The organism is Actinokineospora enzanensis DSM 44649 (assembly GCF_000374445.1).
Classification (GTDB): Bacteria; Actinomycetota; Actinomycetes; order Mycobacteriales; family Pseudonocardiaceae; genus Actinokineospora; species Actinokineospora enzanensis.
Window position 1 is genome coordinate 77,274 of the sequence record NZ_KB894426.1, and the last position, 26,280, is coordinate 103,553.

The 26,280-nt window shown below is 71.3% G+C and carries 25 protein-coding genes; 10 read left to right on the plus strand and 15 right to left on the minus strand.

Translation table 11 applies throughout. The annotated features are described in order from the left end of the window. Positions 1-266 precede the first annotated feature (266 nt). The gene (locus C503_RS0124805; protein WP_026316672.1) at positions 267-1,829 is read right to left on the minus strand and encodes an amidohydrolase; all 1,563 of its coding nucleotides are present in this window, start codon (positions 1,827-1,829) and stop codon (positions 267-269) included. Positions 1,830-2,376: 547 nt separating this feature from the next. Further along, positions 2,377-3,378 (minus strand): methyltransferase, encoded by a 1,002-nt coding sequence (locus tag C503_RS0124810; RefSeq protein WP_018684938.1) that lies wholly within the window; start codon positions 3,376-3,378, stop codon positions 2,377-2,379. Positions 3,379-3,478: 100 nt separating this feature from the next. Between C503_RS0124810 and C503_RS0124815 the strand changes: the two genes are divergently transcribed. Continuing rightward, on the plus strand, positions 3,479-3,967 hold the full coding sequence (locus C503_RS0124815) for a hypothetical protein (RefSeq protein ID WP_169514609.1): 489 nt from the start codon (positions 3,479-3,481) through the stop codon (positions 3,965-3,967). A 90-nt stretch (positions 3,968-4,057) separates the two neighbouring features. Here C503_RS0124815 and C503_RS0124820 read toward each other — a convergent pair whose 3' ends face one another. The 4 genes from C503_RS0124820 to C503_RS40710 form a co-directional block, all read right to left on the minus strand. Then, on the minus strand, positions 4,058-5,272 hold the full coding sequence (locus tag C503_RS0124820; protein ID WP_018684940.1) for an ATP-grasp domain-containing protein: 1,215 nt from the start codon (positions 5,270-5,272) through the stop codon (positions 4,058-4,060). Next, entirely contained in the window at positions 5,269-6,249 is a 981-nt protein-coding gene (locus tag C503_RS0124825; RefSeq protein WP_018684941.1) for a glycosyltransferase family 2 protein, read from the minus strand. The genes C503_RS0124820 and C503_RS0124825 overlap by 4 nt, the downstream gene beginning before the upstream one ends. After that, a complete protein-coding gene (locus C503_RS0124830; protein ID WP_018684942.1) occupies positions 6,246-7,253 on the minus strand; it encodes an NAD-dependent epimerase/dehydratase family protein in 1,008 nt (335 codons plus the stop codon). The genes C503_RS0124825 and C503_RS0124830 overlap by 4 nt, the downstream gene beginning before the upstream one ends. A 291-nt stretch (positions 7,254-7,544) precedes the next feature. Further along, positions 7,545-7,937, minus strand: a complete 393-nt coding sequence (locus C503_RS40710; protein ID WP_018684943.1) for a nuclear transport factor 2 family protein — start codon at positions 7,935-7,937, stop codon at positions 7,545-7,547. Positions 7,938-7,990: 53 nt separating this feature from the next. Here C503_RS40710 and C503_RS0124840 point away from each other — a divergent pair, with 53 nt between their 5' ends. Next, positions 7,991-8,995 (plus strand): hypothetical protein, encoded by a 1,005-nt coding sequence (locus tag C503_RS0124840; protein WP_156893454.1) that lies wholly within the window; start codon positions 7,991-7,993, stop codon positions 8,993-8,995. Continuing rightward, positions 8,992-9,768: a hypothetical protein gene (locus C503_RS0124845; protein ID WP_156893455.1), complete on the plus strand. Its 777-nt coding sequence runs from the start codon at positions 8,992-8,994 to the stop codon at positions 9,766-9,768. Before C503_RS0124840 ends, C503_RS0124845 begins: the two co-directional genes overlap by 4 nt. Positions 9,769-9,829: 61 nt before the next feature. On the opposite strand, the gene C503_RS43575 is transcribed toward C503_RS0124845, so the two are convergent. Continuing rightward, positions 9,830-10,558: a hypothetical protein gene (locus C503_RS43575; RefSeq protein WP_018684946.1), complete on the minus strand. Its 729-nt coding sequence runs from the start codon at positions 10,556-10,558 to the stop codon at positions 9,830-9,832. A gap of 135 nt (positions 10,559-10,693) precedes the next feature. On the opposite strand from C503_RS43575, the gene C503_RS0124855 reads away from it, so the two are divergent. Together C503_RS0124855 and C503_RS0124860 are read left to right on the plus strand one after the other, a co-directional pair. After that, positions 10,694-11,437, plus strand: coding sequence for a hypothetical protein (locus C503_RS0124855; protein WP_018684947.1), 744 nt, complete (start codon positions 10,694-10,696; stop codon positions 11,435-11,437). Positions 11,438-11,441: 4 nt separating this feature from the next. Beyond that, positions 11,442-12,638, plus strand: a complete 1,197-nt coding sequence (locus tag C503_RS0124860) for a hypothetical protein (RefSeq protein ID WP_018684948.1) — start codon at positions 11,442-11,444, stop codon at positions 12,636-12,638. On the opposite strand, the gene C503_RS0124865 is transcribed toward C503_RS0124860, so the two are convergent. From C503_RS0124865 to C503_RS0124875, 3 genes are all read right to left on the minus strand, one after another. After that, positions 12,622-13,671, minus strand: a complete 1,050-nt coding sequence (locus C503_RS0124865) for a GNAT family N-acetyltransferase (RefSeq protein ID WP_018684949.1) — start codon at positions 13,669-13,671, stop codon at positions 12,622-12,624. The genes C503_RS0124860 and C503_RS0124865 overlap by 17 nt on opposite strands. Then, positions 13,638-14,243 carry a hypothetical protein gene (locus C503_RS0124870; protein ID WP_018684950.1) on the minus strand — a complete coding sequence of 202 codons (606 nt, stop codon included), beginning with the start codon at positions 14,241-14,243 and terminating at the stop codon, positions 13,638-13,640. Before C503_RS0124870 ends, C503_RS0124865 begins: the two co-directional genes overlap by 34 nt. Positions 14,244-14,492: 249 nt before the next feature. After that, positions 14,493-16,727 (minus strand): terpene synthase family protein, encoded by a 2,235-nt coding sequence (locus C503_RS0124875; protein WP_018684951.1) that lies wholly within the window; start codon positions 16,725-16,727, stop codon positions 14,493-14,495. Between the two features lie 188 nt (positions 16,728-16,915). On the opposite strand from C503_RS0124875, the gene C503_RS0124880 reads away from it, so the two are divergent. After that, positions 16,916-18,118, plus strand: a complete 1,203-nt coding sequence (locus tag C503_RS0124880; RefSeq protein WP_026316676.1) for an MFS transporter — start codon at positions 16,916-16,918, stop codon at positions 18,116-18,118. 132 nt (positions 18,119-18,250) lie between these two features. Further along, positions 18,251-19,546 carry a bifunctional 3-(3-hydroxy-phenyl)propionate/3-hydroxycinnamic acid hydroxylase gene (locus C503_RS40720; protein ID WP_169514610.1) on the plus strand — a complete coding sequence of 432 codons (1,296 nt, stop codon included), beginning with the start codon at positions 18,251-18,253 and terminating at the stop codon, positions 19,544-19,546. 75 nt (positions 19,547-19,621) lie between these two features. Here C503_RS40720 and C503_RS40725 read toward each other — a convergent pair whose 3' ends face one another. Together C503_RS40725 and C503_RS0124895 are read right to left on the minus strand one after the other, a co-directional pair. Beyond that, positions 19,622-19,969 (minus strand): STAS domain-containing protein, encoded by a 348-nt coding sequence (locus C503_RS40725; RefSeq protein ID WP_018684954.1) that lies wholly within the window; start codon positions 19,967-19,969, stop codon positions 19,622-19,624. A gap of 83 nt (positions 19,970-20,052) precedes the next feature. Continuing rightward, complete coding sequence (locus C503_RS0124895; protein ID WP_018684955.1) at positions 20,053-20,466, minus strand: VOC family protein; 414 nt, start codon at positions 20,464-20,466, stop codon at positions 20,053-20,055. Positions 20,467-20,540: 74 nt separating this feature from the next. On the opposite strand from C503_RS0124895, the gene C503_RS0124900 reads away from it, so the two are divergent. Together C503_RS0124900 and C503_RS0124905 are read left to right on the plus strand one after the other, a co-directional pair. Further along, positions 20,541-20,891 carry an ArsR/SmtB family transcription factor gene (locus C503_RS0124900; protein ID WP_018684956.1) on the plus strand — a complete coding sequence of 117 codons (351 nt, stop codon included), beginning with the start codon at positions 20,541-20,543 and terminating at the stop codon, positions 20,889-20,891. After that, positions 20,888-21,493: an SRPBCC family protein gene (locus tag C503_RS0124905; protein ID WP_026316677.1), complete on the plus strand. Its 606-nt coding sequence runs from the start codon at positions 20,888-20,890 to the stop codon at positions 21,491-21,493. Before C503_RS0124900 ends, C503_RS0124905 begins: the two co-directional genes overlap by 4 nt. 97 nt (positions 21,494-21,590) lie before the next feature. Here the strand turns inward: C503_RS0124905 and C503_RS0124910 are convergent, their stop codons facing one another. The 3 genes from C503_RS0124910 to C503_RS0124925 all read right to left on the minus strand — a co-directional run bounded on the left by C503_RS0124910 (position 21,591) and on the right by C503_RS0124925 (position 25,319). Then, positions 21,591-23,144, minus strand: a complete 1,554-nt coding sequence (locus tag C503_RS0124910) for a TROVE domain-containing protein (RefSeq protein WP_018684958.1) — start codon at positions 23,142-23,144, stop codon at positions 21,591-21,593. Between the two features lie 773 nt (positions 23,145-23,917). Continuing rightward, positions 23,918-24,775 carry an SRPBCC family protein gene (locus C503_RS0124920; protein WP_018684959.1) on the minus strand — a complete coding sequence of 286 codons (858 nt, stop codon included), beginning with the start codon at positions 24,773-24,775 and terminating at the stop codon, positions 23,918-23,920. Continuing rightward, on the minus strand, positions 24,768-25,319 hold the full coding sequence (locus C503_RS0124925) for an ArsR/SmtB family transcription factor (RefSeq protein ID WP_026316678.1): 552 nt from the start codon (positions 25,317-25,319) through the stop codon (positions 24,768-24,770). The genes C503_RS0124920 and C503_RS0124925 overlap by 8 nt, the downstream gene beginning before the upstream one ends. Positions 25,320-25,420: 101 nt before the next feature. On the opposite strand from C503_RS0124925, the gene hisG reads away from it, so the two are divergent. Then, positions 25,421-26,278, plus strand: coding sequence for an ATP phosphoribosyltransferase (hisG, locus tag C503_RS0124930; protein WP_018684961.1), 858 nt, complete (start codon positions 25,421-25,423; stop codon positions 26,276-26,278). Positions 26,279-26,280 lie beyond the last annotated feature (2 nt).

The window sequence follows — 26,280 nt, forward strand, 5'->3', positions numbered from 1 at the left end:
TGATGGGGGTGCATCGGGGGTCGTTGGTGTCGTTGAGGCAGCGGGTGGCGGGGACGACCGTCACGGTGGGCCGGTCGGGAATTATTACCGTCGCCGACCTCGCGCCGGACAGCAGTGCGAGCAATACCGCGATTCTCGCCGCGCGTCCGGACAACACCGTGCACCACCCCCGTCTCGATATCGAGACGAATGGAAACGGCGCTACCGAATACTCCGATCCTCACCCATTCGCGACAAACATCCGCCGAATACCGGGGCGGCGGTTTTCACCAGAGGTGCGCACCGTGCACGATTCGACCACCGATGGCGGTGGCGATCACCGGGATGTCGCCGATCCGGTCCGGTTCGGTGGTGTGCGGATCGCCGCCGAGAACGACCAGATCGGCCAGCCTGCCCTCGGCGATGGACCCGACCGCGTCCTCCATGCCGCAGGCCCAGGCGGCCTCGGTGGTGTACGCGCGGAGGGCCTCGGCGACGGTGACGGACTCGGCCGGGCCGACGGTGTGGCCGGAGTTGGTACGGCGGGTGGTCATGAACTGGATGGACCGCAATGGCGCGCTCGGCGTGACCGGTCGGTCGGAGCTGCCCACGAGCCGGACGCCGTGGTCGAGGAACGCGCGGCCCCGGTAGAGCCAGTCGGCGCGGTCGGGGCCCATGACGGCGGCGTAGTCGTCGCCGTTGTAGTAGAGGAAGTTCGGTTGGACGACGGCGCTGATGTCGTGGTCGGCGAACCGGGGCAGCTGGTCGGGGCGGACGGCGCCCGCGTGCTCGATTCGATGTCGGGCGCCGGGTCGCGGGTACGCGCGCTGGGCGTCGGCGATGGCGTCGAGGGCCAGGTCGACCGCCCGGTCGCCGATCGCGTGCACGGCCAGCTGCCAGCCCGCGCGGTGGCCGTCGATGATCAGGGCGCGCAGCTCGTCCTGGTCGGCGTAGAACTGTCCACTGTGGTCGGATCCGGCGTACGGGTCGGTCAGCGCGGCGGTGCGGGCCATCATGCCGCCGTCGGTGAACACCTTGAGGGCGCCGATGCCCAGCCGGTCACCGCCGAAACCGCTGGTCAGGCCCAGGTCCATGGCGCGCGGCAGGCCGTCGGCCCGGTGTGCGCCGAGATCACGGAGCAGGCTCGCGGCGACCATCAGCCGGACCCGGATCGGCAGGTCGGCGCGTTGGTAGGCGGCCAGCTCGACCGGGCTGTGGCTGATCAGCCCGCCGCCGATGCCCGCCTCGGCGACGGTGGTGACGCCCTCGGCGAGGCAGGTCGCCGCGGCTCGGTGCAATGCGGTGGTCAGCTCGGACAACGAGTACGGCTGGCGCAGTGCACGGGCGGCGGCCATCCCGCCCTCGGCGAGGAAGCCGTGGTCGTGTTCCACGCCCGCGGGCAGCTCGGCGAGCACCGGACTGTTGACGACGCAGGCGTGGCCGGAGTCGTGCAGGAGCAGCACTTTGCGCCCACACGCGACCCGGTCCAGCTCAGTGGCCGTGAGGTGTCTGCCGAGCGGGCGCTGGTCGTAGCCGACGACATCGAGCCATTCGTCGTCGGAGGCCGCTGCCGCCGCGCCGATGGTCGCGAGCACGGCGGCGATGTCCTCGCTGGGCGCGACCGAGACCGCGCCTGCGCCGAGCCCGGCCCAGGCGAGGTGCACGTGCGCGTCGACGAACCCGGGGAGCACGACCGCCCCACCGAGATCGACCTCCCGGCGCGCGGGCAGGTCCGCCACGGCGTCGTCCACGCCGACGATCCGCCCGGCCCAGATGCCCACTTGGCGGGCGGTGGGGTGCGCGGGATCCATGGTGTGGCAGGCGAGGCCGGTCAGGCGGAGATCCAACATGGTGCCCACAGTAGCCGTGGTCGCCGACAATTCCCTGAGTTGTCCACAGGGTTGCGCTGGTTGTCCACAGTTCTCGATCGGGCGATCTTGACAGGCGGCGAAATCGGGTAATGTCAGTGCCGGGGGACGTTCCCCGGGTGGGCGGGGGTCTGCCTACCCGAGGGCGGAATGGGCCGGGATGAGCCGGCGTTCACCGGATCGAGACGCCCGGGTACGGAGTTGTCCACAATGCTCGGCAATCATCCACAAGCCACGGGCACGGGGTATTGACAAAATCCTGGGACCGTTAGATTCAGAAATGGGCCGGCCCCCGGGTGGGTGGGGACTGTCTTTCGGAGGCGCGGGTGGGGACTGTCTTGCGGAGGCGCGGGTGGGCAGCGCGGGGACGACGTTCGCCGGATCGGGATGGCTGGGCGGGGGATCGTTCGCGAGAGTCGGTGACAGTCGTGGACTTGGGGGACGGCCGGAAGCCGGGAATGGGCGTGCAGAGCGGGAACCGGCTACTCGATGAAGTCGGGCCCCATCGAGTAGCCGGTCGAGAACGAGGTCAGACGGGGCGGGCCTCCAGGACGTACAAGCCGAGTTCGGCTTCCGCGAGTGCGACGCGTTCCAGTGCGAAGCCGGTGCTCGCGAGCAGTTCGGTGAACTCGGCCTCGGTGCGTTCACGACCGCCGAACATGGCGAGCATGCTGACGTCCATGCGCACGGCGGCCGGGGCGTCGATGGCGCGTTCCGGGAGGAGGGCCTCGACGAGGACGAGGGTGCCGTGGTCCGGGATCGCCTTGCGGCAGGCGGTGAGGATGGTGACGGCCTCGGCGTCGTCCCAGTCGTGGATGACGCGGGAGAGGAGGTAGGCGTCGGCGCCTGCCGGGATGTCGCCGAAGAAGTCGCCGCCGATGACCTCGCAGTTGGCCGGGAGGTCGGTGGCGCGGGCGACGACGTCGGGCTGGTCGAACAGGACGGCGCGCAGGTCCGGGCTGGCGGCCGCGATGGCCGCGAGCAGGACGCCCTCGCCGCCGCCGACGTCGACCAGGCTGTCGAAGCGGCCGAAGTCGTAGGCGGCGGTGACGCCGATGGCCTCGTGCCGGGAGCGGGCGGTCATCGACAGCTGGAACACCTCGCCCGTCTCCGGGTGGTCGTTGAGGTAGTCGAAGAACTTGCTGCCGTAGAACCGTTCGAACGCGGTTCCCCCCTCGCGCACGGACTCGCGGAAGTGGTCGTACGAGCGGTAGTACAGCCCGCCGCGGACCAGAAGCAGACCGTGGACGGAACCGGGTGCGTCCGCGCGCAGCAGGTGACCGAGCTCCCCCAGACCGAACCTGCCCTCGCCGAGCTCCTCGAACACCCCGAGCGCGGCCAGCCCGCGTAACACGCGGTGCAGGGTGCCGGGTGCCACGCCGGTCTCGGGCGCGATCTCGGCCGCCGTGCGCGGACCGGCCGCGAGCCGTTCGGCGAGGTCGAGGTCCACCGCCACGAAGAGCAGCTGGGTGGCTTGGTATCCATCCACCAATCGGGCGATCCGGGCCCTGGGCGACTGATCGGTCTCCATAGCGCCACATGATGCCCGATCACGGTCGGCAGCCGGGACCGGTTGCCCGGGACCCGCGACGGTGGGGAAATCGCGGGCGGCCGGTGACAGTATGCCGACCATGTCGAGCGTGCGGATGAACGATGTGGCGGTCGCGGCCCTCGGCCGGGACCTGTGCCCGGTGGACCTCTCCCCCGGCCTGCGCGCGCTGGTCGCCGAGGGCATCGTCGTCCACGGCGAGCACGTCCTGTTCGCCCGGTACGCCGACCTGGTGGTGCCGGAACGGTACCGGGACGACCCGATCGGTTGGGAGTGCGACGTCAACTCCTTCCACCTGGAGGACGTGGTCCCGGTGCACGTCGAGGTGACCGACTGCGTGCCGCACGTCGGCGAGGCCGAGCAGGTCGTCCTGTTGCGCCAGGGCTTCACGTTCGCGGTGGAGATCGCCCGGCTCGCCGACGAGGTGTCCCTGCCGGTGCGGTGCATCGTGAGCGTGAACGACACCAACGGCACGTTCCGCTTCCACCGCCACCGGCCCGGCGCGGGGTGGACGTCCGACGACCTGGACGGGTACGCGGACTCGAAGGTCATCGTCGTCGAGCAGGACTAGCGGTGCGACCCAGAACGAGTCGCACCACTGGCTCGCCCCGGAACGTCGGCCGTGTACCGGCGGATCCGGACGCGATCGACGTCGCAGGGCTCAGACCACCACCTCCGCCGGGGCCACCCGGATGTCGAGCGCGGCCACGGCCGAGGCCAGCGCCGCGGGCAGGCCGTCGTGGGTGTCCGCGGTGACGACGAGCCAGCCGAGTTTGCGGCCCGCCTCCGTGAACGGCTGCACGATGTCGCCCGGCCGGGCGAACACGTCGACCTCGCTCACCTGGGGCATCGCCCGCACCGCGGCCAGATCGCCGATCGAGGCCAGCTCCCCCGGCACGGGCAGTGGCGAGGCGAGCACCTGCAACCGCGCGTAGCGGGCGTGCACGGCGCGCAAGGTGAACGGCACACCCACCGTGAGGTCCACCAACGCGCGCACGCAATCCACTCCCGCGACGGCGTGGGCCAACCGGGGGAAGCCGTTGCCCGACATGCGCGCACCGACCTCCAGGAAGTAGCGGGTGCCGTCGGCGGCGATGATCACGTCGAAGTTGGCCGGGCCGTCGGTCAGCCCCATCGCCAGACACAGCGTGTGCGCGTCGGCGATCAGGGCGCTCTCCACGCCCGGGTCGAGGTCCGCCGGGGCGGTGTGCCCGCCGATGAGGAAGCGCGGCCCCGGCAGGATGTCCTTCTCGGTCACCAGGGCGAGGGCCATGTTCCCGTTCCGCAGGAACACGTTCACCGTGTAGTCCTGCCCGGAGAGCAATTCCTCCACGATGACCTGATTGCTCGGCGAATGCCCCGCCGCGTTGCGCAGCGCGGCGTCCAGTTCGGACGGTGAGTCGACCCGCAGGACGCCCCGGCAGCCCGAGGCGTCGGTCGGCTTCACCACCAATGGCCCGCCGAACCCGCGGGCCACCTCGGACAACCGCGCGAGATCCTCCGACTGCGCCCACCGGTACGTCGGAACACCGACGGACGCCGCGAGCGCGTGGAAGGCGGACTTGTCCATCGACACCTCCGCCGCCCGCTCCGGGTACACCCACGGCGTGCCGAAGTGGGCCGACAGCCGGTGCCACGAGGCGAGGCAGGTGTCCGCCGCCGTCGACACCACCCCGGCGACCGCGCGTCCGGCCAACGCCGCCGCGATCCCCTCGTGGTCGGTCGTGGACATCGAGAGGAACTCGTCGGCCAGCGGGATGCCCGGCCGGTCGGAGCGCATATCGACCGCCACCGTCGGCATACCCCGACGTCGTGCCTCCTGGTAGAGCACGACCTGTTCCTCGCCTGCCCCGAGCACCACCAGCACCGGTGTCATGACGCGACCTCCAACGTGGGCCGACGTCCCGGCGGCGGCACCGCGGGCTCACCCTGGTCCAGCAGATCCTCGGGCAGCACGGCGATGTTCGACTCCCGGATGTAGTAGGCGCGGCACGGCCGGACATCCAGCATGCGCCGGTGCAGATAGCGACCCACCAGCGCCACCGACCCCATCCCGAGCGCGCCGACCAGCAGCGCCGCCACGAGCATCGTCATCGCGGACACCACACCGATCGCACCGAGCACCGCCAGCGCCAACGCGACCGAGAACACCGACGCCGCGAGGCCGTAGAGCATGTTCAACGGCCGCCACGAGAACCCGAACAACAGCTCGAACGCGTCCCCGGCCAACCGCCCGAACCGGAACTTCGACCGCCCGGCCGTGCGCGGCGCGTGCGCCACCGGCACCGAGGTGTACCGGGCGCCGATCTGCGGGGCCTTGGCCACGAAGTGCGAGTTCCCGGTCGGCAGGTTCACGATCGTGCGCCCCACCGCGGTCCGGACGACCCGGAACGAGCTGGCCCCCTGCGGCACCTCGATGCCGAGCAGGCCGCGCGCGACCCGGTGCGTCATCGCCGCCCCGGTCCGCCGCACCCAGGAGTCCCGTCGGTCGCGCCGCACGCCGAACACCACGTCGTACCCCCGCGCGGCGGTCTCCAGCAGCGGCCAGGTCTCGGCGGCCGGGAACTGGAGGTCGGCGTCCAATTGCACCGACCAGGGCCTGCCCGCGTACCGGAAGCCCGCGGTGACCGCCGCCGCCAGGCCGAAGTTGCGCGCGAACGACAGGTAGTGCACCCGACTGTCCTTTTCGGCCAGTGCGCGAATGCGGTCCAGGGTGTCGTCCCGGCTGCCGTCGTCGATGAACAGCAGCTCCAAACCGTCTATATCGGACAGCGCGGCGCACACCGAGCCGTAGGCGACGTCGACCTGCTCGCCCTCGTTGTAGCAGGGCACGATCGCGGTCAGGCCGCTCACATCAGCCTGCTCGACCAGGTCCGCGGGGTCAGCTCGTTGACGATCTCCAGTTCCAGGTTGTAGTGGAACTCCTTCGGCCCGACCTTGGCGACCCACTCGACCATCTCGGTCAGTCCGTCGCGCAGCGCCACCTCGGTGCGATAGCCGAGCAATCGACGGGCCTTGTCCGAGCTGCAGGTCGCGTGGTGCACCTCCAGCGGCCGCGCGGGCATGAAGACCGGGTCGAAGTCCAGGCCCGCGATGGAGCAGATCTCCCTGGACAGGTCCAGCACGGTCACCTCGCCCTCGTCCGGGCCGACGTTCACGATCTCGCCGCGGATGTCCGGCTCGGTGCCCAGCCTGGTCAGGCAGGACACCACGTCCGAGACGAAGCTGAAGCAACGGGTCTGGCTGCCGTCGCCGTAGATGATCGGCTGCTTGCCGCGCAGCACCCGGTTGATCATGATCGCGGCGACGTTGCGGTAGGGGTCGTCGTAGCGCTGCCGGGTGCCGATGATGTTGTGCGGCACGGCGATGTTGTACTCCATGCCGTGCACGTCCGCGATCGCGCGCACCTGCAGGTCGGCGGCGTACTTGGCGATGCCGTACGGCGTCAGCGGCGCGGGCGTGAGATCCTCGGTGAACGGCGGTACCAGCGCGCCGTAGCGCGACATCGACGAGCAGTGCACGAACCGACCCACCCCGGCGCGCACGGCCGCGGACAGCATCGCGACGGTGGCGCTGGTCGTGTGCTCGTGCACCAGGAACGGGGAGAACACCGACAGTCCCTCGTACGGCGCCGCCGCGCAGTGGAACACCATGGCGACGTCGGCGAACAGGTCCGGGTGGCCGAGCGCGTCCCGGCAGTCGAGCTCGTGGAACTCGACCCCGTCCGGAATATTCTCCTTGAATCCGTCGATCATGTTGTCGATACCGCGAACGGAGTAGCCGCGACCGAGCAAATCGTCCGCGAGATGACTGCCCAGAAAACCCGCCACCCCGGTTATCAGGACCGGTTGCGCCATGACGACGACCCCTTACATCGTTGCCGGACCAGCCGTCGGTCACGCCTGGTCATGCGGTGCGGTCCGGGTGTGGACCGGCACCGGCCCCGTGGTTCGCGGCTCGCCGGACACACCCGACCGCGGGCGGTCCACCGGCCGAGGTGGGCACGGTGGACCGCCACCGGAGGGTGTTCGGTGGTGATCGGCGAGTCGGACTTTGCCACGAAGTGAGCGGACTATAACAACGCTTATCGTGGGGCAAAAGAGTTGTCGTCACCGGAATTCACGCAGGTGAACGGGAACGGCGGAGAACTAGTCCGGACGGAGGACAGTGCACTGGTCGTGAATGAGTAGCCAGCGCCCGGACACCGCGGTGAACGTCAGTCCCATGAGGAACTCCGAGGGCTCCGCCCCGGGTTCCCCGACCACCCGCACCCGGAGCACCCGGGTCGCCGTGCTGTCCGTGGTGCTGCCCGAGACCGGGTCGGCGGTGTAGGTCCAGGCGCGGTCGGCGAACCACTCGCGGTGGAACCCGATGACCTCTGCCGCGCCGCGCAGCATCCGTCCGGATGGGATGATCACGGTGACGTCCTGGTGCACGGTGGCGGCGTAGGTGTCGAGATCGCGGCCGACGACGGCGCCGAGGTGCGCGGCGACGGTGGCGTCCGCGTCCCGCTGCCAGTCCTGGACATCCTGGACATCCACGGTGGTCCTCCGGGAGAGTGAGGGGCGACGCGGGTGTCTCCCGCGGTGTGGCCGTGGAGCGTAGCGGGGAGATCATGCGCGCGGAACTCGTCGACCCGCTGACCGAGGCCGTCCCGCCCGCGTGGGACCGGTTCGTCGCCGAGCAGCGGCTGCCGGTGCTGTGGGGTTCCGGCCCGCTGACCGCGGCGGCGTGGTCGGCGCAGAGCACCCCGGTGCTGGCGGTGGTGTCCGATGGCGACACTGTCGTCGCCCTGCTGCACGGCCGTTTCCACGGCCCGCGCGACTTCCGCCGGTTCGTGCGTCCCGGTGAGATTCCGCCGCTCGGCGTGTTCGAGTGCAGGCTCGCGCCCGCCTCGCTGGCCGGCCACCGGTTCGCCGCTGGTCTGGACCAGGCGGGCAGACGGGCCGCCGTCGGGGCGTTCGAACGGGCCGTGCGGGCGAGATACCGAGCGCTCGGTTTCTGTTACCGGCATGTGGAAACCGCGGACCTCCCCGCCATGACCGGCCGGACCCGGCGGGTCGTCCGGGTCTCCCCGGACTCGCTGCTGGCGACCGAATGGTCCACTGTGGATGAGTACGTTCGGTCGCTGTCCGGCAAGTGGCGCTCGCAGCTGCGCAAGATCCACTCCGGCCTGGCGACCCGCGTCCGGCGCGCGATCACCGACACCGTCCCGATCGCCGACGCGGCCCGGCTGGTGAACCAGGTCCGCTCCCGACACCAGCGACCCGGCCTGGTGCTGCCGCCCATCTCGGAGCAATACCTCACCCACCTCAACGCGGACCCGCACACCCGCTTCGCGACCTACTCCGACGCGGCGGGCCTGCTCGCCCTGTCCACCCTGCACGACGACGGCACGGGGCTGATGATGAGCTACTGGGGCAATCGGGACCGCACCGAGGGCGGACTGGCCAATCTCTATTTCGACCACTACGTCGACGTCGTCGCGCACACCATCGACCTGGGCCGCGCGACATTGCGCCCCGGCAAGGGGATGACCCGCATCAAGGAGCGGTTCGGCGCGCGGCTCGTACCGAACCACCTGGTGGTGGGCCGGTGACCTGGCTGGATGACCTGCGCCGCTCGGCCGCCGTCGCAGTGGGCCGTTCGCCGGATCGCGAGGGGTTGGCGGCACGATGCCCCCAGTGCGGGCGCGACGACACGACCGTGGTGCACTACCTCGACCGACGACACGCCGAGTTCTGGTGTGTCCACTGCGGAGCTGTCGTGTCCACTCGCGACCTTGCTTCCCTACGTCCCGCCCCGGCCCCGGCACCACCCGACCCGCACGCAGGCGTGCTGGCTCCGGCGGTGCTGTCGTGGGCCCGGTCGGCGGCGGGGCGGGTGCCCGCGGAACTGGATCGTGCGGCGTACCTGCAACTGCATTCGCGTTTCGACCGGGCGGGTGTGTTGCCGGGATTGCCCGCGGTGTCGGCGGTGATCGGGAAGCTGCACGATCATGGATACCGAATCGATCCGGTGCTGGCCGAGCTGGGCTGTTCGACTCCCGCCGCACGCGAACGGGCGGTGTACGCGCGGCGGTGGTTGGCGGGGCCGGGGCGTGGGCATTGCTGGATCGTGAGCCGGGAGACGGCGGATCGCCCTGCGGTGTCCGGGGTGGAGTCGGCGGCCGAGGCGTTCCTGGGTGGGGGTGAGGTGTCGCGGGAACAGCTCGGTGACCTGCGCGCGGCCCTGTTCGGCACCGACGGCGGGCCCGGCGCTCGACGGCTGCTCGGGCTGTTCACGGCGGCGGAGATCGAGGCGGCGGTGACCGCGTATGGCGAGGGGCTGCGACCTCTGCGTGATGCGGTGTTGCGGGAGCTGGAGTCCTGAGGCCTGCCTCCGGCGCCCCGATCCTGCGGAGAGTTGTCGATCTTGGCTGTGGACAACCGGTTCAAGCCTTGATTACCGGTGTCCGGTGTCGGGGGCATAGGCCGATCGAGCCCCGAGCCGGGACCAGGATCCGAACCAGGGTCGGGCGGCGGCGACGGAGGGCGGTCACCAGCAGTCCGTCCGCGCCGCCCTCCACATGGAACCGACGCCACGGGATGTGCCAGTGTCCGCAGGTCGGGGCGAGGGCCGCGAAGTAGCCGACGCGCGGGTCGTGCAGGACGGCGGGGATGTCGCCGGATGGTGTCGTCAGGCGGTGGATCACCGGGCCGTGCCGGGCCGTTCGGCGGACCACGTCGGCGACCTCGTCGGGTGGGGCGATCAGCACGGTGCGCCGTCCGGCCGCCAGCTCGCGGGCGCGGGTATCCAAAGCGGACACATCGAGTGCCACCGCGGACGCCGACAGGACGGGGGCGTAGTCGCGCGGGCCGAGGCGGGTCCAGGGGACCAGGGACTGCCGGACCTCCAGGACCGGGGTGTTCCCCGTCCCCGAAATCCGCAGTACGGCGGAAAGATCGGCCGGGTCGCCGGTCCACAACGTAGGCTCCCGGGCGGGTGAGTAGGGGTGGGCGATCGGGCACAGCGACCACAGGCGGTCGGTCAGCTCGGCCGACGGGACCGGTGACAATCCCAGGCCGACCGCGTATCGCCCGCGGTAGAACGGGACCTCCGCGATGGCCCGCGCGCCGACCGACGCGGCCGATCGTTCCCAGGCCAACTGGGAAAAACTCATGGTCGCCTCCCGTGCTCCGGTGGTCCGAACGGCCCCACGGCTTGCGCCGAGTCGCCGAAACCCCTTCCCGGCAACGATTTCCCGCGTAGTATGCCCATTCTGGATTCGGGGCGACATCGGGCTGGAGTTCCTCGCATGGCGGACAATCGCGCGGGCGTGCGCGCGCACACCACCTTCATCATCCTCTTGGTCGCGGCGCTCGTGGCGGCCGCCGCGGTCTGGTTCGGATTCCCGCACGAGAAGGCGATCCCGAACATCTGGGTGTTCCTGGCGAAGCTGGCGCCGTTCGTGATCGCGGTCGAGGCGATCGCGGCGATGCGGTTCGGTCCGCGCACCATGCAGCTGGCCGCGCGGGTGGTCGTGCCGGTGTGCTTCCTGGTGTTCTTCGCCTACTTCGTGCCGCAGATCTTCTTCGCCGCGGCCAACGACAAGAGCTTCTACTACCTGGTGCTCACGCTCACCCCGTTCGTCATCCTGTCGCTCACGCTGAGCCACCGGCTCGGCGGCGGCACGCCCGGCGGGGCACGCAGGCTCGGGTACGCGATGATCCTGTTGCAGCTGTCCGGCATCGAGGACCTGGCCTTCCTCACCGTCAACCCGCACACGGACCCGGCCTGGACGCCGATCCCGGAGGTGTGGACCTGGGCCGACCACATGACCGTCGTGCTGGGACACGCGGCGACCAAGTACGAGGCGTACGCGTTCATCGCGGTGCACGTGGTGCTCGCGGTCCTCATCCTCACCCTGCCCGACCGCTTCTGGCGGCGGATCGTGGGGCGCCGGGCCGAGAGCACTTCGGCCGGGAGCACTACATCGGTGCAATCGGACACCGACGCGGGCGCGTCGTCGGAGGAATCGGCCGCTGCCGTTCGGAGCTGACCCGGTGCGGGCCGCGCTCCGGGTGATCGCGGGCCGGGGCGCGGCCCGCGCGGGCATCCAGCTGTCATTGCTCGCGCTGCTGCCGGTGTGGGGAGCCGACGACTTCGGTCGCTATGTCGCGGCGGTCGGGACGTTCTCCTGGTTGCAGATGTCGGTCGCGGGGGTGGAGAAGGCCGCGTTGACGGCCGTCCCGCGGGCTCGGTCGCTCGGCGGTCAGGTCACGTGGATGTTGCTGCGGCGCGCGGCCACGCCGTTCGTGGTGACCGGTGTCGCGGCCGTCGCGCTGGCCCCGGCAGGTGGACCGCTCGGTCTCTACGCGGCGGCCGCGGCCAACGCCGCCGGGCTCGGGCTGCTGTCGGTGTCGGCGGCGATCCACCGTCTGCTCCAGCGGCCGGGCCGGGACTCGGTCGCGTTCCTCGCCTACGCGGTGTGGGTGGTCGCGGCGGCGGCGTTGGCCTTCGCCGACGTGCTGCGACCGAACGGCTACGCCCTGATGTTGACCGGCGGGCTGGCGGTCGTCTGCGCGGTGCTGGTGGCGCTGGTTCCCCGTGACCGTCCTCGGATGATCCGATCGGGACTGTCCGGAGTGATCAACCGGCGCGTGCTGTTGCTCGGGTTCTCCGACGTGGCCGACGCGGCGGGGGTGTCGGTGCTGTACATCCTGCTCGCGGCGATCGCGGCGCCCGCCGAGGCAGCCTTGGTATATGTGCTGGTATTGATTTCCAGCACGCTCGGCGCATTCGGTGTATTGGTGCTCCGCCTGATCCAGCCGTCGATCTCGTTGCGGCTGCGTGGCCCTTCCGGCGAGGGCGGCCGCGCGCTGGCCCGGCGGGTGAGCGGCTGGACCGCGGTCGTGGCGGGGTCGGCGGCCCTCGGGATCGGGGCCGGTGCACTGACCGCAGGCGCGGACAACCGGGTCCTGCTCGGTGCGATCGTGGCCGTGGAGATGACCTCGTTCTGTGCCGTGGTCTACGCGGTGTTCCTGCTGGAGAACACCAATGGCGCGGTGCTGTCGCTCACGACCGCGGCCGCGTTGGCCGCGCTCCTGGCGACCGTGGCCACGGCGATGGTCGCGACCGGTCCGCTCGGCGCGATCGGCGCGTTCCTGGCGCTCACCGCCGGGCTGGTCACCAAGGCCGCGATCCTCCACACCAGACTGTCCACCGGCCGCGGCCCGGTCCCGGTCACCACGGCCGGATAGGCACCGCCATCGCCAGCTGCTCGCTCGGCTCGGCGCCCAGGGACTTCTTCTCCGCGGACTTGCCCTTGCCCAGCTCGACCCACTCGCGGCCGTGCCCGACCGCCCACTCGACCTGCTTGGCCAGGTGGTAGAAGTACAGGAACTTCGCCCCGCCCTCGGCCGCGGGCCGCTGCGTCCAGGACCGCACGATCGGCGTCGTCGGGTGGTCGAACACCATGCCGAACGCGATCAGCTGACCGGTGGAACGCTCGGTGTAGGTGTAGGAGTACACGTCGGGCTGGCGCATCAGGGCACGCATGTACTCGTTGAGGACGCGGATACGCGGGGCGATACCGCCCGCGTACTTGTCGTCGTTCCAGCGCATCGCCTCGATGACACGCACCTCGTCGATCTCCTCGGTGGCCCGATGGCTCCGGACCTCCAGGTCCTCGTTCTCCGCGACCTTCCGCAGGATGCCCCGCAGGTTGCTCCGCCTGCTGCGGGTCAAGGACATCAGCCATTGCTCCTTGTCGGCCCACCTGTGCGTCGGCAGCCGCCACACCGGCTCGGTCACCCGCACCAGCTTCCGACTCCGCACCGTGGCGGCCTGTTCGGCGGTGACCTGTCGGAGAACCAGGGCCAGGCAACCCGCGCCGAGTTCGCGACGCATCGCCCGCGCGTACGCGTCGGTGAGCACCGAGAGAGGCACACCGTCCGCCAGCCACCAGCCGGGCACAGCGCCCGATCCCGGCCCGCGGACATGCACCGCGCCCAGCCACGGCCTTGATCCGGCGGCGTTGAAGCTGAATCGGTGCACTGGGGCACCCAACCAGGCCGCGTTGACGACCGCGACCGGGGCGTCGCCGTCGAAGAGCACGGTGATCAGCTGGATCGTGCGCGCGCCCCACGCCTGGGCGGCGAGCACCCGCCAGTCCCAGTCGGCGCGCAGCCCGGCGGTCGCCCGCAGCCGCGGCCAGTAGTCGGGCTCCGGGTCGGTGCGCGGGTCGAGGATCTCCGCCCTCACACGATCACCGGGGTCCGGTGCCGCGGGCATGATCCGATCGTGCCGTCCGCGCCGTCCGGGACGATGTCGACCAGGCGCGGGGAATGCTGTCGTAACAGGGTGCACGCCAATCCGATGGGGGTCTCGCGAACATGCACCTGGTCATCGTCGAGGTGCCAGTGGCCGCATTCCCGCGTATATCCGATGATGCCGAGCGTGTCGTCGACGAGCAGGCCACGCTCGGCGGCGTGGCGCTCGGCCAGCGGGACGAGGGCGACTCGGGTGGCCGCGAGTCCGGGGTCGAGGCGGGCGAGCTGCTTCGCGGTGCCGAGGACGATCACATCCCCGGACAGGTCGTCACCACCGTCGCCGAGCACGACGACCCGGGTGCGGCGGCCGATCGGAACGTGGTCGGGGAGCGTGGTCCGCAGGCCGCGCAAGGGATCGATCCGCATCGGGCCGCCCGCCAGCGGTACGAGGTCGGGCACCCGCCCCGCGATGTCGGCCCAGGCCACCGCTCCCCCGTCGACACCGGTACGGCCGGGCACGACGGTCGGGTCGGTGCGGCCGGAGAGGGCCCAGTGCTCCCGGTAGAAGGGCACGGTCGCGAACGAGGACCGCACGACCCGCCGATACCGCCCCGTACTCCACACAACCGGCGAGTCTGCCACGCGCGATGCCGAAATCCCGCCACCCCGGCCAGGATTCGGCCGAGCGGCCTATCGGTGGACGCCGTTCGTCCACATGCGAGACAGCGTCGTCCGCGAGCACGGCCCCACGGGCGCAGGCACGGCACCGGGAAGTACACGCGGGAAAGAAAACGACACCAAGGGCCCGAAGGCGGCCTTGGTGCCGTTGTGGGGAATGGACTCTCAGGCGGGGACCCGTGGGGGCACGACGCGAGCGGCGGCCGTGCCCAGGCCGGACGGACGGTGCAGGACGCGCGGCGACGGCCCGGCCGGGGCGCCGGGGCTGTCCGGGAAGTGCCGGACCAGGTCGGCCTCCGAGTAGCGGCGGACGCCCTCATGCCAGGCGAGGATGCCGGAGAGCCAGTTGCGCAGGTCCTCGGCGTAGTCGAGCAGGGGTTTGCGGGCCTCCGGGGCCAGGTCGAAGTCCTCGAACATGGCGGGCAGGCCGGTGGCGACGACGTGCTCGAACTCGCGCATGCGGCCCTCCATCAGGTCGCCGACGATCGCCATGGCCGTGTCGGAGTCGGTGTCGAAGAAGTTGCGCACCACCAGCACCAGGTTGTGGATCTCGCCCTCGAACTGGATCTCCTTCTGGTAGGAGTAGATGTCGTTGAGCATGCAGGCGTAGTCCATGGCCGCGTTCTCCATGGCCAGCACCGGCCTGCTGTGGAACACCTCGTCCGGCACCGTCTTCCCGTGGCCGATCCGGGACAGGCTGATGGTCAGCTCCGAGCCGAAGGTGTGCCTGCGCATCTCGATGTAGTCGACCGGGTCCGGGATGCGGTTCTGCTGCTGGTTGCGCAGCTCCCACACCCAGCTGTCGGCCATGACCTCGACGGCGCGGCGGAACTGCTCGCGCGCGGACCGGGTCATCGGGCTCGCGGTGCGCTGCCACAGGTCGTGCAGCCCCCGCTCCAGGGCGTTCACCGGCTCCGGGGTGGGCTCGCCGTCCACCGGCATGAACTGGGAGAAGCGGGCCGTCATGGCCTTGGCGCCCGCGATGTCGCCGGTGCGGCCGAACACGACCGGGTAGTAGTCGTCGCCGTAGGTGCCCCAGGTCAGCCAACCGGAGGTGAGGTCCAGCTCGTCGGCGGTGGCGCCGGGGTGGATGCCCGCCGAGCACAGCGGCAGGTCGTAGTCGCGCAGCTTCTCCTCGTCCCACAGGCCGGGGATCTCGTCGAGGATGCCCATCCGCCTCGACCAGGTGACGATGTTCTCCCGCGCGGCGTCGCGGTGCGGGTTGACCCGGACCGGGAACGGCATCCGCAGCTTCGGCAGCGGCACCTCGCCGACCTGCTCGAACGGGATGTGCGTGAACGAGCGCGCGCGCTGGCGGTGGGTGGCCAGCAGCGACGGGACGATCCGGGCGGCCGAGGTGCCCAGGCCCTGCGGGCCGGACGGCAGGCCGGTGCTCGGGCCGCCGCCGTTCATGTACCGGCTGGAGCGCATGTGCCACTCGTGACCGCCGGACTGCCAGTCCTGCAGGCCCTTCACGTACGCGACCACGCCGAGCTGCTCGCCCGGCCCGATGCCGTGGTCGGCGAACAGCGGCGGCACCTCGGTGAGCGCGGTGTGCTCGAACTGGTGCAGGCGGGAGGTGAGCAGGTCGTTGACCGCCTCGGCGGCGGCCTGGGTGTCGATGTCCAGGAACTTCTCGAACACCAGCACGCTGTTGCTCAGCTCGCCCTCGTCGAGCACCTCGCGCTCGTAGGAGAACAGGTCGTTGCGCAGGTGCACGGCGTCGGCGAAGGTGTCGCGCAGCACATGCATGGGGCGGGTCTCGGAGATCGCCGCGGGCACCTCGGCGCCGACCGCGTGCTCGATCAGGTTGGCCGACCAGGGGGCGCCGCCGACCTTGCGGCGCATCTCGATGTACTCCAGCGGGTTGGCCACCCGGTCCTCGTTGATGTTGGCCAGCTCCCACAGCGACTCGTCGAGCAGGTTCTTGGTGCTCTCCACGAACCGGCGCCGCCAGTCGTCGGACATGGCGGGCGTGGTGCGGTTCCACAGGTCGGCCAGGCCCGCCTCGACCGGGTTGGTCGGCGTCTCGGTGATCGGGCCGGACACCGGCATGAACAGGCGCAGCCGGTCGAGGTAGGCGCGCGCGCCGGGGATGTCGCGGGTGCGCTTGAACAGCTCCAGGAAGTGGTCGTCGAAGTAGAAGACCCAGACGTACCAGTCGGTGATCAGGGCCAGCTCGGTGGCGTCGCAGTCCGGATGGGTGTAGGAGCACAGCAGCGCGTAGTCGTGCGCGTCCAGGTCCGCCTCGGTCCAGATGACCTTGCCCTGCTGCGCGACGTCGATCATCTCCATGGCGCGCGCCCACTCCTTGGTGTGCGCGCGGGCGCTCTCCAGGTTCGGGTTCAGCCGGGCCGGGTAGGGCGTGTAGAACTCGGGCAGCTGGAAGGGCTGCGGCATCGCGCACCCGACCTCTCTGGGGATCGGCGCTCCCCGACGGTGATCCGGACGGGCAAAGGCAACCAGCGGTCGCCGGGGAAGGCAAAGGGGTGGCCGAGGATTCCACCCGATCGAGCAATCCATGATCCGCTTTCATACACTCAGCGTGTCCGAAGTCGAGTCGGGACCGGCCGGTAGTGTGGGCTGTCGTGCCCACTCCGACCAGCGCCGATACGCGAGCCCGACTCGCGGTGGCAGGTGTGTTCCTCACCAACGGCGCGCTGCCCGCCACCGTCGTGCCGCGCCTGCCGGAGATCAAAGCGGCGCTCGCGTTGAACAACACCGAGCTGGGCACCGCGATAGCCGCGATGCCCTTGGGCGCTCTGCTCGCCGGATTGTTCGCGCCCGCGCTGATCTCCCGGCTGCGGTCGGCGCGGGTGGCGGCGCTGGGCATGGCCGTGCTGGCCGCGACGCTGGTCGGGGTCGCGTTCGCGCCGTCCTGGTTCGCGCTCGCGGCCGCGTGGTTCGCCGCCGGGGCCGCTGACTCGATCATCGACGTCGCGCAGAACACGCACGGCCTGCGGGTGCAGCGCCGCTACGGCCGGTCCATCGTGAACTCGTTTCACGGACTGTGGAGCGTGGGCGCGGTCGCGGGTGGACTGCTGGGCTCGTTCGCGGCGGGGACCCGCCTTCCGCTGACCGTGCACGTGATCGCCGCGGCCGTGTTCTTCACCGCGGTGGCGTTCGTCTGCTACCGGTTCATGCTGCCCGGCCACGACGACACCGAACGCGAACCGGCCTCTCATCCGCCGGGCAGGCGGTCGGGCGCGGCGATCCGACTCGTGCTCGTGTTCGGCGTGCTGGCAGCGTGCGGCGCGCTGGTCGAGGACGCGGGCTCGTCCTGGGGCGCGGTGTATCTATCGGGGTCCTTGGGCGCGGGCGGGGCTGTCGCCGGGCTGGCGTTCGTGGGCCTGCAATCGGCGATGACCGTGGGACGGCTGGCGGGCGACCGGGTCACCGACCGGTTCGGACAACGCCGCGTGGTGCGGGTGGGCGGCGTGGTGACCGCGGCCGGGCTGGGTTTCGCACTGGCGTTCCCGGCGGTGTGGACGACCATCGCCGGGTTCACCGTGGCCGGGCTGGGCGTGGCGACCCTGGTCCCGGCCGCCATGCACAGCGCCGACGAGGTGCGCGGCCTGCCGCCCGGGGTGGGGCTGACGGTGGTGAGCTGGCTGCTGCGGATCGGCTCGCTGGTGTCCCCGCCCCTGGTCGGCGTGGTCGCGGACGCCGCGAGCCTGCGTGTGGGCCTGCTCGGCGTGGTGGTGGCGGGCCTGGTGGTGACCTGGCTCGGCGGCGTGCTCGCGAACGGGGCTCGGGCAGGCGCGGACAGCACGTCATCGAGCGGCCCGTAGCTCTTCCCGGCGCCCACAGCGATGCCTATGCGGGTCCGGGGCCGCGAACGTGACGCTGGGCCGGTCCACCCTGGGCCCCGTGGTTGCTCGACCGGGAGGTTGCCCACTCCGGAACGTGAGGCGGTATCAGGATTGATCAGCCCGGTGGTCGTGGTGGGCGCGGGACCGGTGGGGCTCACCGCGGCGCTGCTGCTCACCCGCCGTGGGATCCCGACCGTGGTGTTGGAACGGCACGAGCGGCCGTACCCACTCCCCCGCGCCGTGCACCTGGACGGGGAGGTGCTGCGGGTGCTGCAGGCCGCGGGCGTGGCGGGGCGGTTCCGCGCGATCAGCCGTCCGATGCCCGGTCTGCGCCTGGTCTCGCCGACCGGGCGGGTGCTGGCGGAGTTCCGCCGGGACGCGATGGTCGGACCCGACGGTCATCCCGAGTCGTCGATGTTCGACCAGCCGATGCTGGAACGGCTGCTCGCCGCCGCGCTGCCGGTGGAGATCCGGCGCGGGGTGACGGTCACCGGTCTGTCGGACGGCGTCGTGCACACCGACGCGGGCCCGGTCCCCGCCCGAGCGGTGCTCGCGTGCGACGGCGCGGACAGCACGGTCCGACGGCTGCTGGGAATCGGCCACCGGCGCCTGGGACGTTCCGAGACGTGGCTGGTGGTGGACGCGCGTTCGACGGTTCGACTGTCCGATTGGGACGGTGTGCACCAGGTGTGCGACGCCCGGCGGCCGACGACGTTCATGCGGGTGGCGGGCGACCGTTACCGGTGGGAGTTCCGGCTGCGGGAGGGGGAACGGGCGGACCCGCGCTTGTTACTGCCGGGTTTCGCCGAGCTGGAGGTGCTGCGCGCGACGACGTACACGTTCCACGCGCGCGTGGCGGAGCGGTGGCGGGTGGGGAACGCGTTCCTGTTGGGGGACGCGGCGCACGAGACGCCGCCGTTCATCGGACAGGGGCTGGGGGCGGGGTTGCGGGACGCGCACAACCTGGCGTGGAAGCTGGAACATGCTTCCTTACTGGACAGTTACGAGTCCGAACGGCGGCCACACGTCACCCGAACGATCCACGCGGCCCGGGTGGTCGGCTGGGCTCTGACCGGCGGACCTGCTCGACGGGGCGCGATCCGGGCGGCGGCACGGGTTCCCGGGGTGTCGACGGCGGCGTTGCGGTTGTCGTCGCCTCGGTTGGGGCGGGGGGCGTTGGTGGGGCGGGGGCGGTTGGCGGGGACTGTGTGTCCGCAATGGGATTGGTCGGATGAGATGTTGGGCGACGCACCGGTGGTGGTCGGATTGGACTCGCCGTTCGGTGAGTGGTTGCGGGGGGCGGGGGTGGTGGCGGCGTTGATCCGGCCGGATCGGATCGTGCTGGACACGGCTCGGACATGGGCGGACGTGGCCGCCCTGCATGACTTGGCGGACTCCCTGACGTGAGCGCCGAGTCGTCCACAGGCGCTCGCGCGGGCCGCCCGTTGACCCCGCCCCGGTCCGTCCATAAGAGACGATCGACTACCAGGCCACGTCCCGGGTCGCGGTGAGGGCGTCGGTGATGGAGTGGTACAGGGTGGTCGTGGCCTCGACGCCCGCCAGGGCCAGGGTGCGGTAGGCCGGACAGGCGGGCGGTGCGACCACGACGACGGTGGCGTGGCCGTCGCGGCAGGCGGCGTTGAGGACCACGTCGACGCCCGCGCCGCTAAGGAACCGGACGCCGGTGAGGTCCAGGACGAGGATGTCGCCGGGGGACTCGCGCACCGCCGTGTCGAGCAGGTGCGCGCAGGACATGTCGACCTCGCCGTGGACCTCCAGCAGGACGCAGTCGTCCAGGGTGGAGCGGGCGAAGGTGAGCAGTGTTCTCATCGGGGGCGACACCCCGCGCGCGGCCGCATGGGTCCCGAGTGTATCGCGGATCGCGGGGTGACGAACGTGTCCTTAATGGATTATCACGACAAGCAGAACTCATTCCCCTCCGGATCGGCCGGCACCACCCAGCGGCCCGGGAAGTCCGCGAGGCGGGTGGCGCCGATGGCGACCAGGGCGTCGGCGACCGAGATGACGCGGGACCAGTCGGGATCGCCGGACAGGGACACGTCCAGGTGCAGGCGGAGCTTGCCCGGCCGGGGCTCGGGGACCTGTTGCAGGAACAGGTCCGGCATCACTCCCGCCGGGTGGCACAGCCAGGCGCCACCCTCGTCCGGGTCATCGCCGACGGAGGCGACCCACTCGGCGCGGGTGGCGAAGGGGGCGGGCACCGGTTGGTCCGCGTAGCCGAACGCCGCACGGTAGAAGTCGGCGAGGCGGTCGGCGTCGGCGCAGTCGAGGGTCAGGCCGACGCCGGACACGGTGGCGATCGTCATGTCGCGCACGGTAGCGGCGGGCACCGACAGACAAAGCCTTGACTTATATAAGCTGCACCTAGACACTTGCCGCCATGCACGCGTTCGACGTCCTGGGCGACCCGGTGCGTCGTCGGATCCTCGAACTGCTCGCCGAGGGCGAACAGGCCTCCGGGGCGATCACCGAGATCGTCCGGGCGGAGTTCGGCATCTCCCAGCCTGCGGTGTCGCAGCACCTGCGGGTGTTGCGGGAGCACGGTTTCACCACCGTGCGCGCCGAGGGAACGCGCCGCCTGTACGCCGTGGACGGGGCGGCGCTGCGCGAGGTCGACGAGTGGCTCGGGCGGTTCCGGCGGTTCTGGGACCGACACCTCGACGCGCTGGCCACCGAGCTGGCCCGGGGGCGACGCGAGCGCCGACCCACCACCGACAAGGAACCCTCATGATGGATATAGCCGCCCAGATCGCCGCCGTCACGCGCGCCGTCCAGCAGACCGGGGAGAGCGTGGGCGTGCTGCTCACCCGCCGCTACCGGGCCGACGCCGCGGACGTGTGGGACGCCATCACCGACCCCGACCGGGTCGCGCGCTGGTTCCTGCCGCTGTCCGGCGACCTGCGCCCCGGCGGCACGTTCCAGCTGGAGGGCAACGCGGGCGGGGACATCCTGCACTGCGAGCCGCCGACCCTGCTGCGCGTCACCTTCGGCGGCCCGACCAGCGTCGTCGAGGTGCGACTGTCCACCCACGGCGACGAGACCGAGCTGGTGCTGGAGCACACGGTGCCGATCGAGCTCGCGGGCGGGGCCGCGGGCTCGCTCTACGTCGGCCCCGGCTGGGACGGCGCGGTCCTCGCTCTGGGCCTGTATCTCGCAGGCGAGGTCATCGACGACCCGGTGGCCGCGGGCAACTCGGCCGAGGCGCAACAGTTCAGCCTCGCCTCGATCGAGGCGTGGACCGCCGTCGCGGCGGAGACGGCGTCCGCCGAGGAGGTCGCGGCCGCCCGCGCCGCGGCCGTGGCCCAGTTCTCCCCCGATCTCAACGCCTCCTGACGACCCGGTCTCCGGTTGCCGTGAGCAGGCGGCAACCGGAGACCGTCGGCACGTCCCAGGCAGTCGGTGCTGCCGAAACCCTTGCCGGACAACGAGGTCAGAACGGCCAGTCGGCCGTCCGACCCGACTCCAGCAGCGGGATCGCGCGGAACGCGGCGTCCGACAGACCACCGAAGGTGTGTCGGTTGTCCATTCCGGACTGTGCATGGCCGACGCCGTAGCCCACCAGGTTCCAGGTGTAGACCGGGATGTCCGCGGGCACCAGCAAGGTCGGGTCGTATCCGTTCGTGTACTGCTCATCCGTCACGATCACCACCCGGTCGTGCCCCCGGTAGTGCTCCCGGATCGCCGACGGCGTGTCGGTGCCGCCGAGATCGTGGAAGCGACCGTCGACCGCGCGCAGCAGGGACTCACGCGGACGGAGGTGCACGGGCTGACTGGTCGACCCGAACTCCACCAGGTCCGCGTGCGCGGCCCGCAGTGCCAGGGCCGAGCCGAACAGGGCGCCGGTGTCGGCCCAGGTGAGCTCGGAGCGGCCGGAGGTCCGGGACCAGAACATCGACCCGGAGCGGTCCACCAGCACCAGCGTCCGCCCCGGCAGGGCCGGGACGTTGGCCAGTGCCGACTCCAGCGCGCGCTCCAGCGGGTACGCCCATCGCGCCGACGCGGCCCGGTAGGCCGACAGGAACCGCATCGGCAGCTGGCGGGAGCGGGCGACCTCCGCCGGGTCGGCGAGCCGGGCCGCGACCCGGGCGGCGGCCTCGTCGGAGACCTCCGCCGCGTCGAAGTTGCGGAGGTTGCGCAGCAGGGCCATGTATCCCATCGACGGGATGAGCGACTCCCACACCCGCGCGGTCAGCGGACCCTGCAGCCAACCGGCCACCGATTCCCACGTCATACCCGCACTTCGTAACGTCTCCACGGCGTCGTCGCGCGCGAACAGCTCCGCGCGCTCCGCCACCGGTACCGCCATCAGCGCGGCGCGCGCGGTCAGCACGGGCAGCCCTGCCGGTACACCGTCCGCATTGTCGTGCCGCAGATCCAGCGCGTGCCGGAACAGCTCGCCCTGCCACGGCGCGCGCGGCGACGGGTGGGCGAGGTCGAGCACGTCGGCGAAGCGGAACGCGTGGCTGTCGCCGTCCCACTTCAGCAGCGCGCGCTCGTCGTACAGGCGCGCGGCCGCGTCGGCGATACCGCGCTTGACCGGCTTGGGCACCGCGCGGCCGCACGTGGAGATCCAGTACGCGAGCAGCTCCCCCGGCTCGTCGGCGCGCAGCAGCACGGAATCGATCACCTGCCGGGACCGGCCGGGCAGGCCCGCGTCCAGGCGCGCCTTGGCGAACTCGGCCGCGCCCACCAGGGACGCGGAGCGCAGGCTGGCCTCGGCGCGCAGCCAGCGCAGCAGGCGCGCGGTCCAGTCCGGGTCGGCGACCGTCGCCGCGCGCACCAGCTCCGCGTAGCGCTCGTCGCGGGAACCGGCCGACTCGTGGAAAGTACGCTCGCCGGCCATGTTGGACACAGCCAGCAGGAACAGCTCGCCGCGCAGGTCGCGCGCGTGGCCGGGACGGCCCGCGTGGTTGGGCTCGCGGTCGGTGGTGACGACCGGCGAGCGGACGGCCGGGCGCACGCCGACCTTGTTGAACTTGGACATCGTTTTCCCCCAAGGAATCCCGAGGGAGGAACCCTGGGCGCGATCCGAGATCAAGGGTCGGCGACGGCTTCGTGCTCTGCCGCTGAGCTACACCTCCACCTTGGTGGAGGTGGTGGGGATCGAACCCACGACCCCGTCGTTAGAAGCGAAGTAGCCGTTGCCTGCGCACCGGATCGCGTCCGGGCCCTCCCGAGTTCACCGGACACCCTACGGTCGTTTCCTCTTGCAGAAGTATCCGTCGGGCCTCGCACCGGGAGTGCGCGCCGAGCGTAGGTCGGCGAACCCCGTTGCGGCGAGCGAGTTTCCCCGGACACCGTCCGGCGAAGACGATCTTGGTACCCGAATTGATCATAACGCGGGGCTATGAGGGATTGGGATGGGTGCGCCGCGCGGGGATCCGGCATGCTCAAGTCACCCTGCACCACTCCGATCGGAGCGTGGACGGCCGCCGCGGAAACCGGCCGTCGGCTCCGGGCCCCGGGCCACCCGAATGGTGGGTCGGCCACGGGTACGGGCCGGACACGCGACCTACGCCCTGCGTGTCCGGCCTCGCCGGGTTCCTCCCCCAGTACCGCAGGACACCGCCGGGTGATCACCGCACGCGACCGTCAACCGTCGTAGACCAACACGCGTGGCCGCGCGGATCACCGGATCGGACCAATCCGCATCAGAGCGTCGCTTGAACACCGTGCAAAATCGTTCGCCGTACGGTTGGCGTGCGCGGACTTCCGGACACTCGTGTCCGGAAGTCCGCCCCGCGCAAGGGAAGCAGGTCAGCCCACCTGTTCGAGGTCGACCCAGGTCGAGCGCCAGGCCGCCTGCTCCAGGTAGCGGCGCAGCTCGGCGATGCCGCTGAGCCAGCCGCACCAGCCGCCGTACGGCGGGTTCGCCGGGTCGAAACCGCTCTGCACCATGGTCAGCCGGGTGCGGCCGTCGGACTCGGCCAGCTCCCAGGAGGTCACGCCGAAACCGGACCCGAAGTCGAGGGTCAGCCCGTGTCCCGGTTCCAGCACGGTGATGGTCGCCGGGTTCGGGTTGACGTCGAGGCCGCCCATCGCCCACCGGCCGCCGACCCACGGCTCGATGCCGACCGCGTGGCCGAACCACTCCTCGAACCGCGCCGGGTCGACCAGCGCGTCGTACACGCGCGCCGCGTCCGCCGCGATGACGACCTCCGCGCGCAGCTCGGACGAGGTCAGGTCCTGGCGCGGGGTCAGCGGCCGCCCCTCGACGTACTCGACCAGGTTGGCCAGCACCAGGCCCCAGATCGTGCCGAGCAGGGCGAGCACGCCGCCCTCGCGCGACGCGGCCACGGCCCAGCCGGGGAAGTGGCTCTGCGTCAGCGTCAGCGAGGTCCCGCCGTCCGCCGCCTCGGCCAGCACCAGCGACACCGTGGTGTCCTCGCCGCCCACCCGCCACCCGAAGGTGAGCTCGGTCGGCGTGCGCGTGATCAGCCGCTGGTGCGGGGCGTCGCCCTCGGGGATCGTCGGCCCCCAGAAGGCGAAGGTCGCGGCGTCGGACTCGACGTGGTCGGCCAGCCAGCCGCGCAGCTCGGCCGGGTCGGTGATGGCGCGGCTGACCCGCTCGGGGTCGGCGGCGATCCGGGCCTTGAGCACCAGCGGCTCACTCATCGGTCGTCTCCTTCGGGTAGCAGGCGACGACGAGCGCGAACGGGTCGCCCTCGGCACCGCCGTAGCGGGTGAACAGGTCCTGGAGGGTGGCGCGCAGGTCGGCGAAGAACTCCTGGCGGCGCTCCGGGGGCAGCCGGATGGCACCGGAGACCCCCAGCGACGGCAGCTCGGGCGCGGCCCGGTCCAGCGCGCCGATATCGGCCTGGACCTGCTCCATCAGGTCCACCAGGTAGCCCAGCGCGAGATCGTCGCCGCGCGGGGCGACCCGGCCGACCAGCCGGGGCGAGAGCCAGTAGGCCCGCGCCGCCGCCTGGTAGACCCCCTCGCCGATACCGCGCACCCTGCGCTCGGCGACCTGGGTCACCAGGCCCACCTCGACCAGCTTCTTGACGTGGTAGTAGACGCGCTGCGGGGTCTGGTCCAGCCTGCTCGCCACCTCGGTGCACGAACGGGGCTCGGCCAGCTGTCGCAGCACCTCGACGCGCTGCGGTTTGAGCAGGGCCTCGGCCTGCTCCATCCGCTCCAGGTACAGGACATCTCTCATGGCAAAAACGAGTTTGTACGTAAAACAGAATTTTGTCAATGACTGTGTGCGACGCCCGTCACCGGGGCCGCGAGGGGTCCACTGTGGCAAGATTCCGGCGCGTGACCACGCTACGGATCGCCGTGCCCAACAAGGGGTCGCTCAGCGTCCCCTCCGAACAGCTCCTGTCCGCCGCCGGGTACCAGGTCCATCGCGCCAACCGCGAGCTCATGATCGACGACACGCGCAACGGCGTGGCCTTCTTCTTCCTCCGCCCGCGCGACATCGCGCTCTACGTCGGCAGCGGCACGCTGGACGCGGGCATCACCGGCCGCGACCTGCTGATCGACGCCGACACCGGCGCCGAGGAGGTCATGGAGCTCGGTTACTCCGCGTCGACCTTCCGGTTCGCGGCCCGCCCGGACGAGATGCGCGCCGTCGAGGACCTGCGCGGCAAGCGGGTGGCCACCAGCTACCCCGGCCTGGTCGGCCAGTACCTGGCCCGGCACGGGGTGGAGGCTCGGCTGGTCCGGCTGGACGGCGCAGTGGAGACCTCGGTGCAGCTGGGCATCGCGGACGCGGTGGCCGACGTGGTGGAGACCGGCACCAGCCTGCGCAACTCCGGGCTGGCCGTGTTCGGCGACCCGATCCTGCGGTCCCAGGCGGTGCTGGTGCGCAGGCCCGACCTGGACGAGACGGCCGCCAACGCGATCGAGCGGGTGCACCGCAGGCTCAAGGGCGTGCTGATCGCCCGGCAGTACGTGATGATCGACTTCGACTGCCCGGCCGACGTGCGGGAGGCCGCCTGCGCGCTGACCCCGGGCATCGAGTCGCCGACGGTGTCGCCGCTGGCCCGCGAGGGCTGGGTGGCGGTGCGCTCGCTGGTGCCGCGCGACCGCGCGCCGTTGGTGATGGACGAGCTGTGGGACGTGGGCGCACGCGCGATCCTGGTGACCCCGCTGGAGTCCAGCCGGATCTAGTG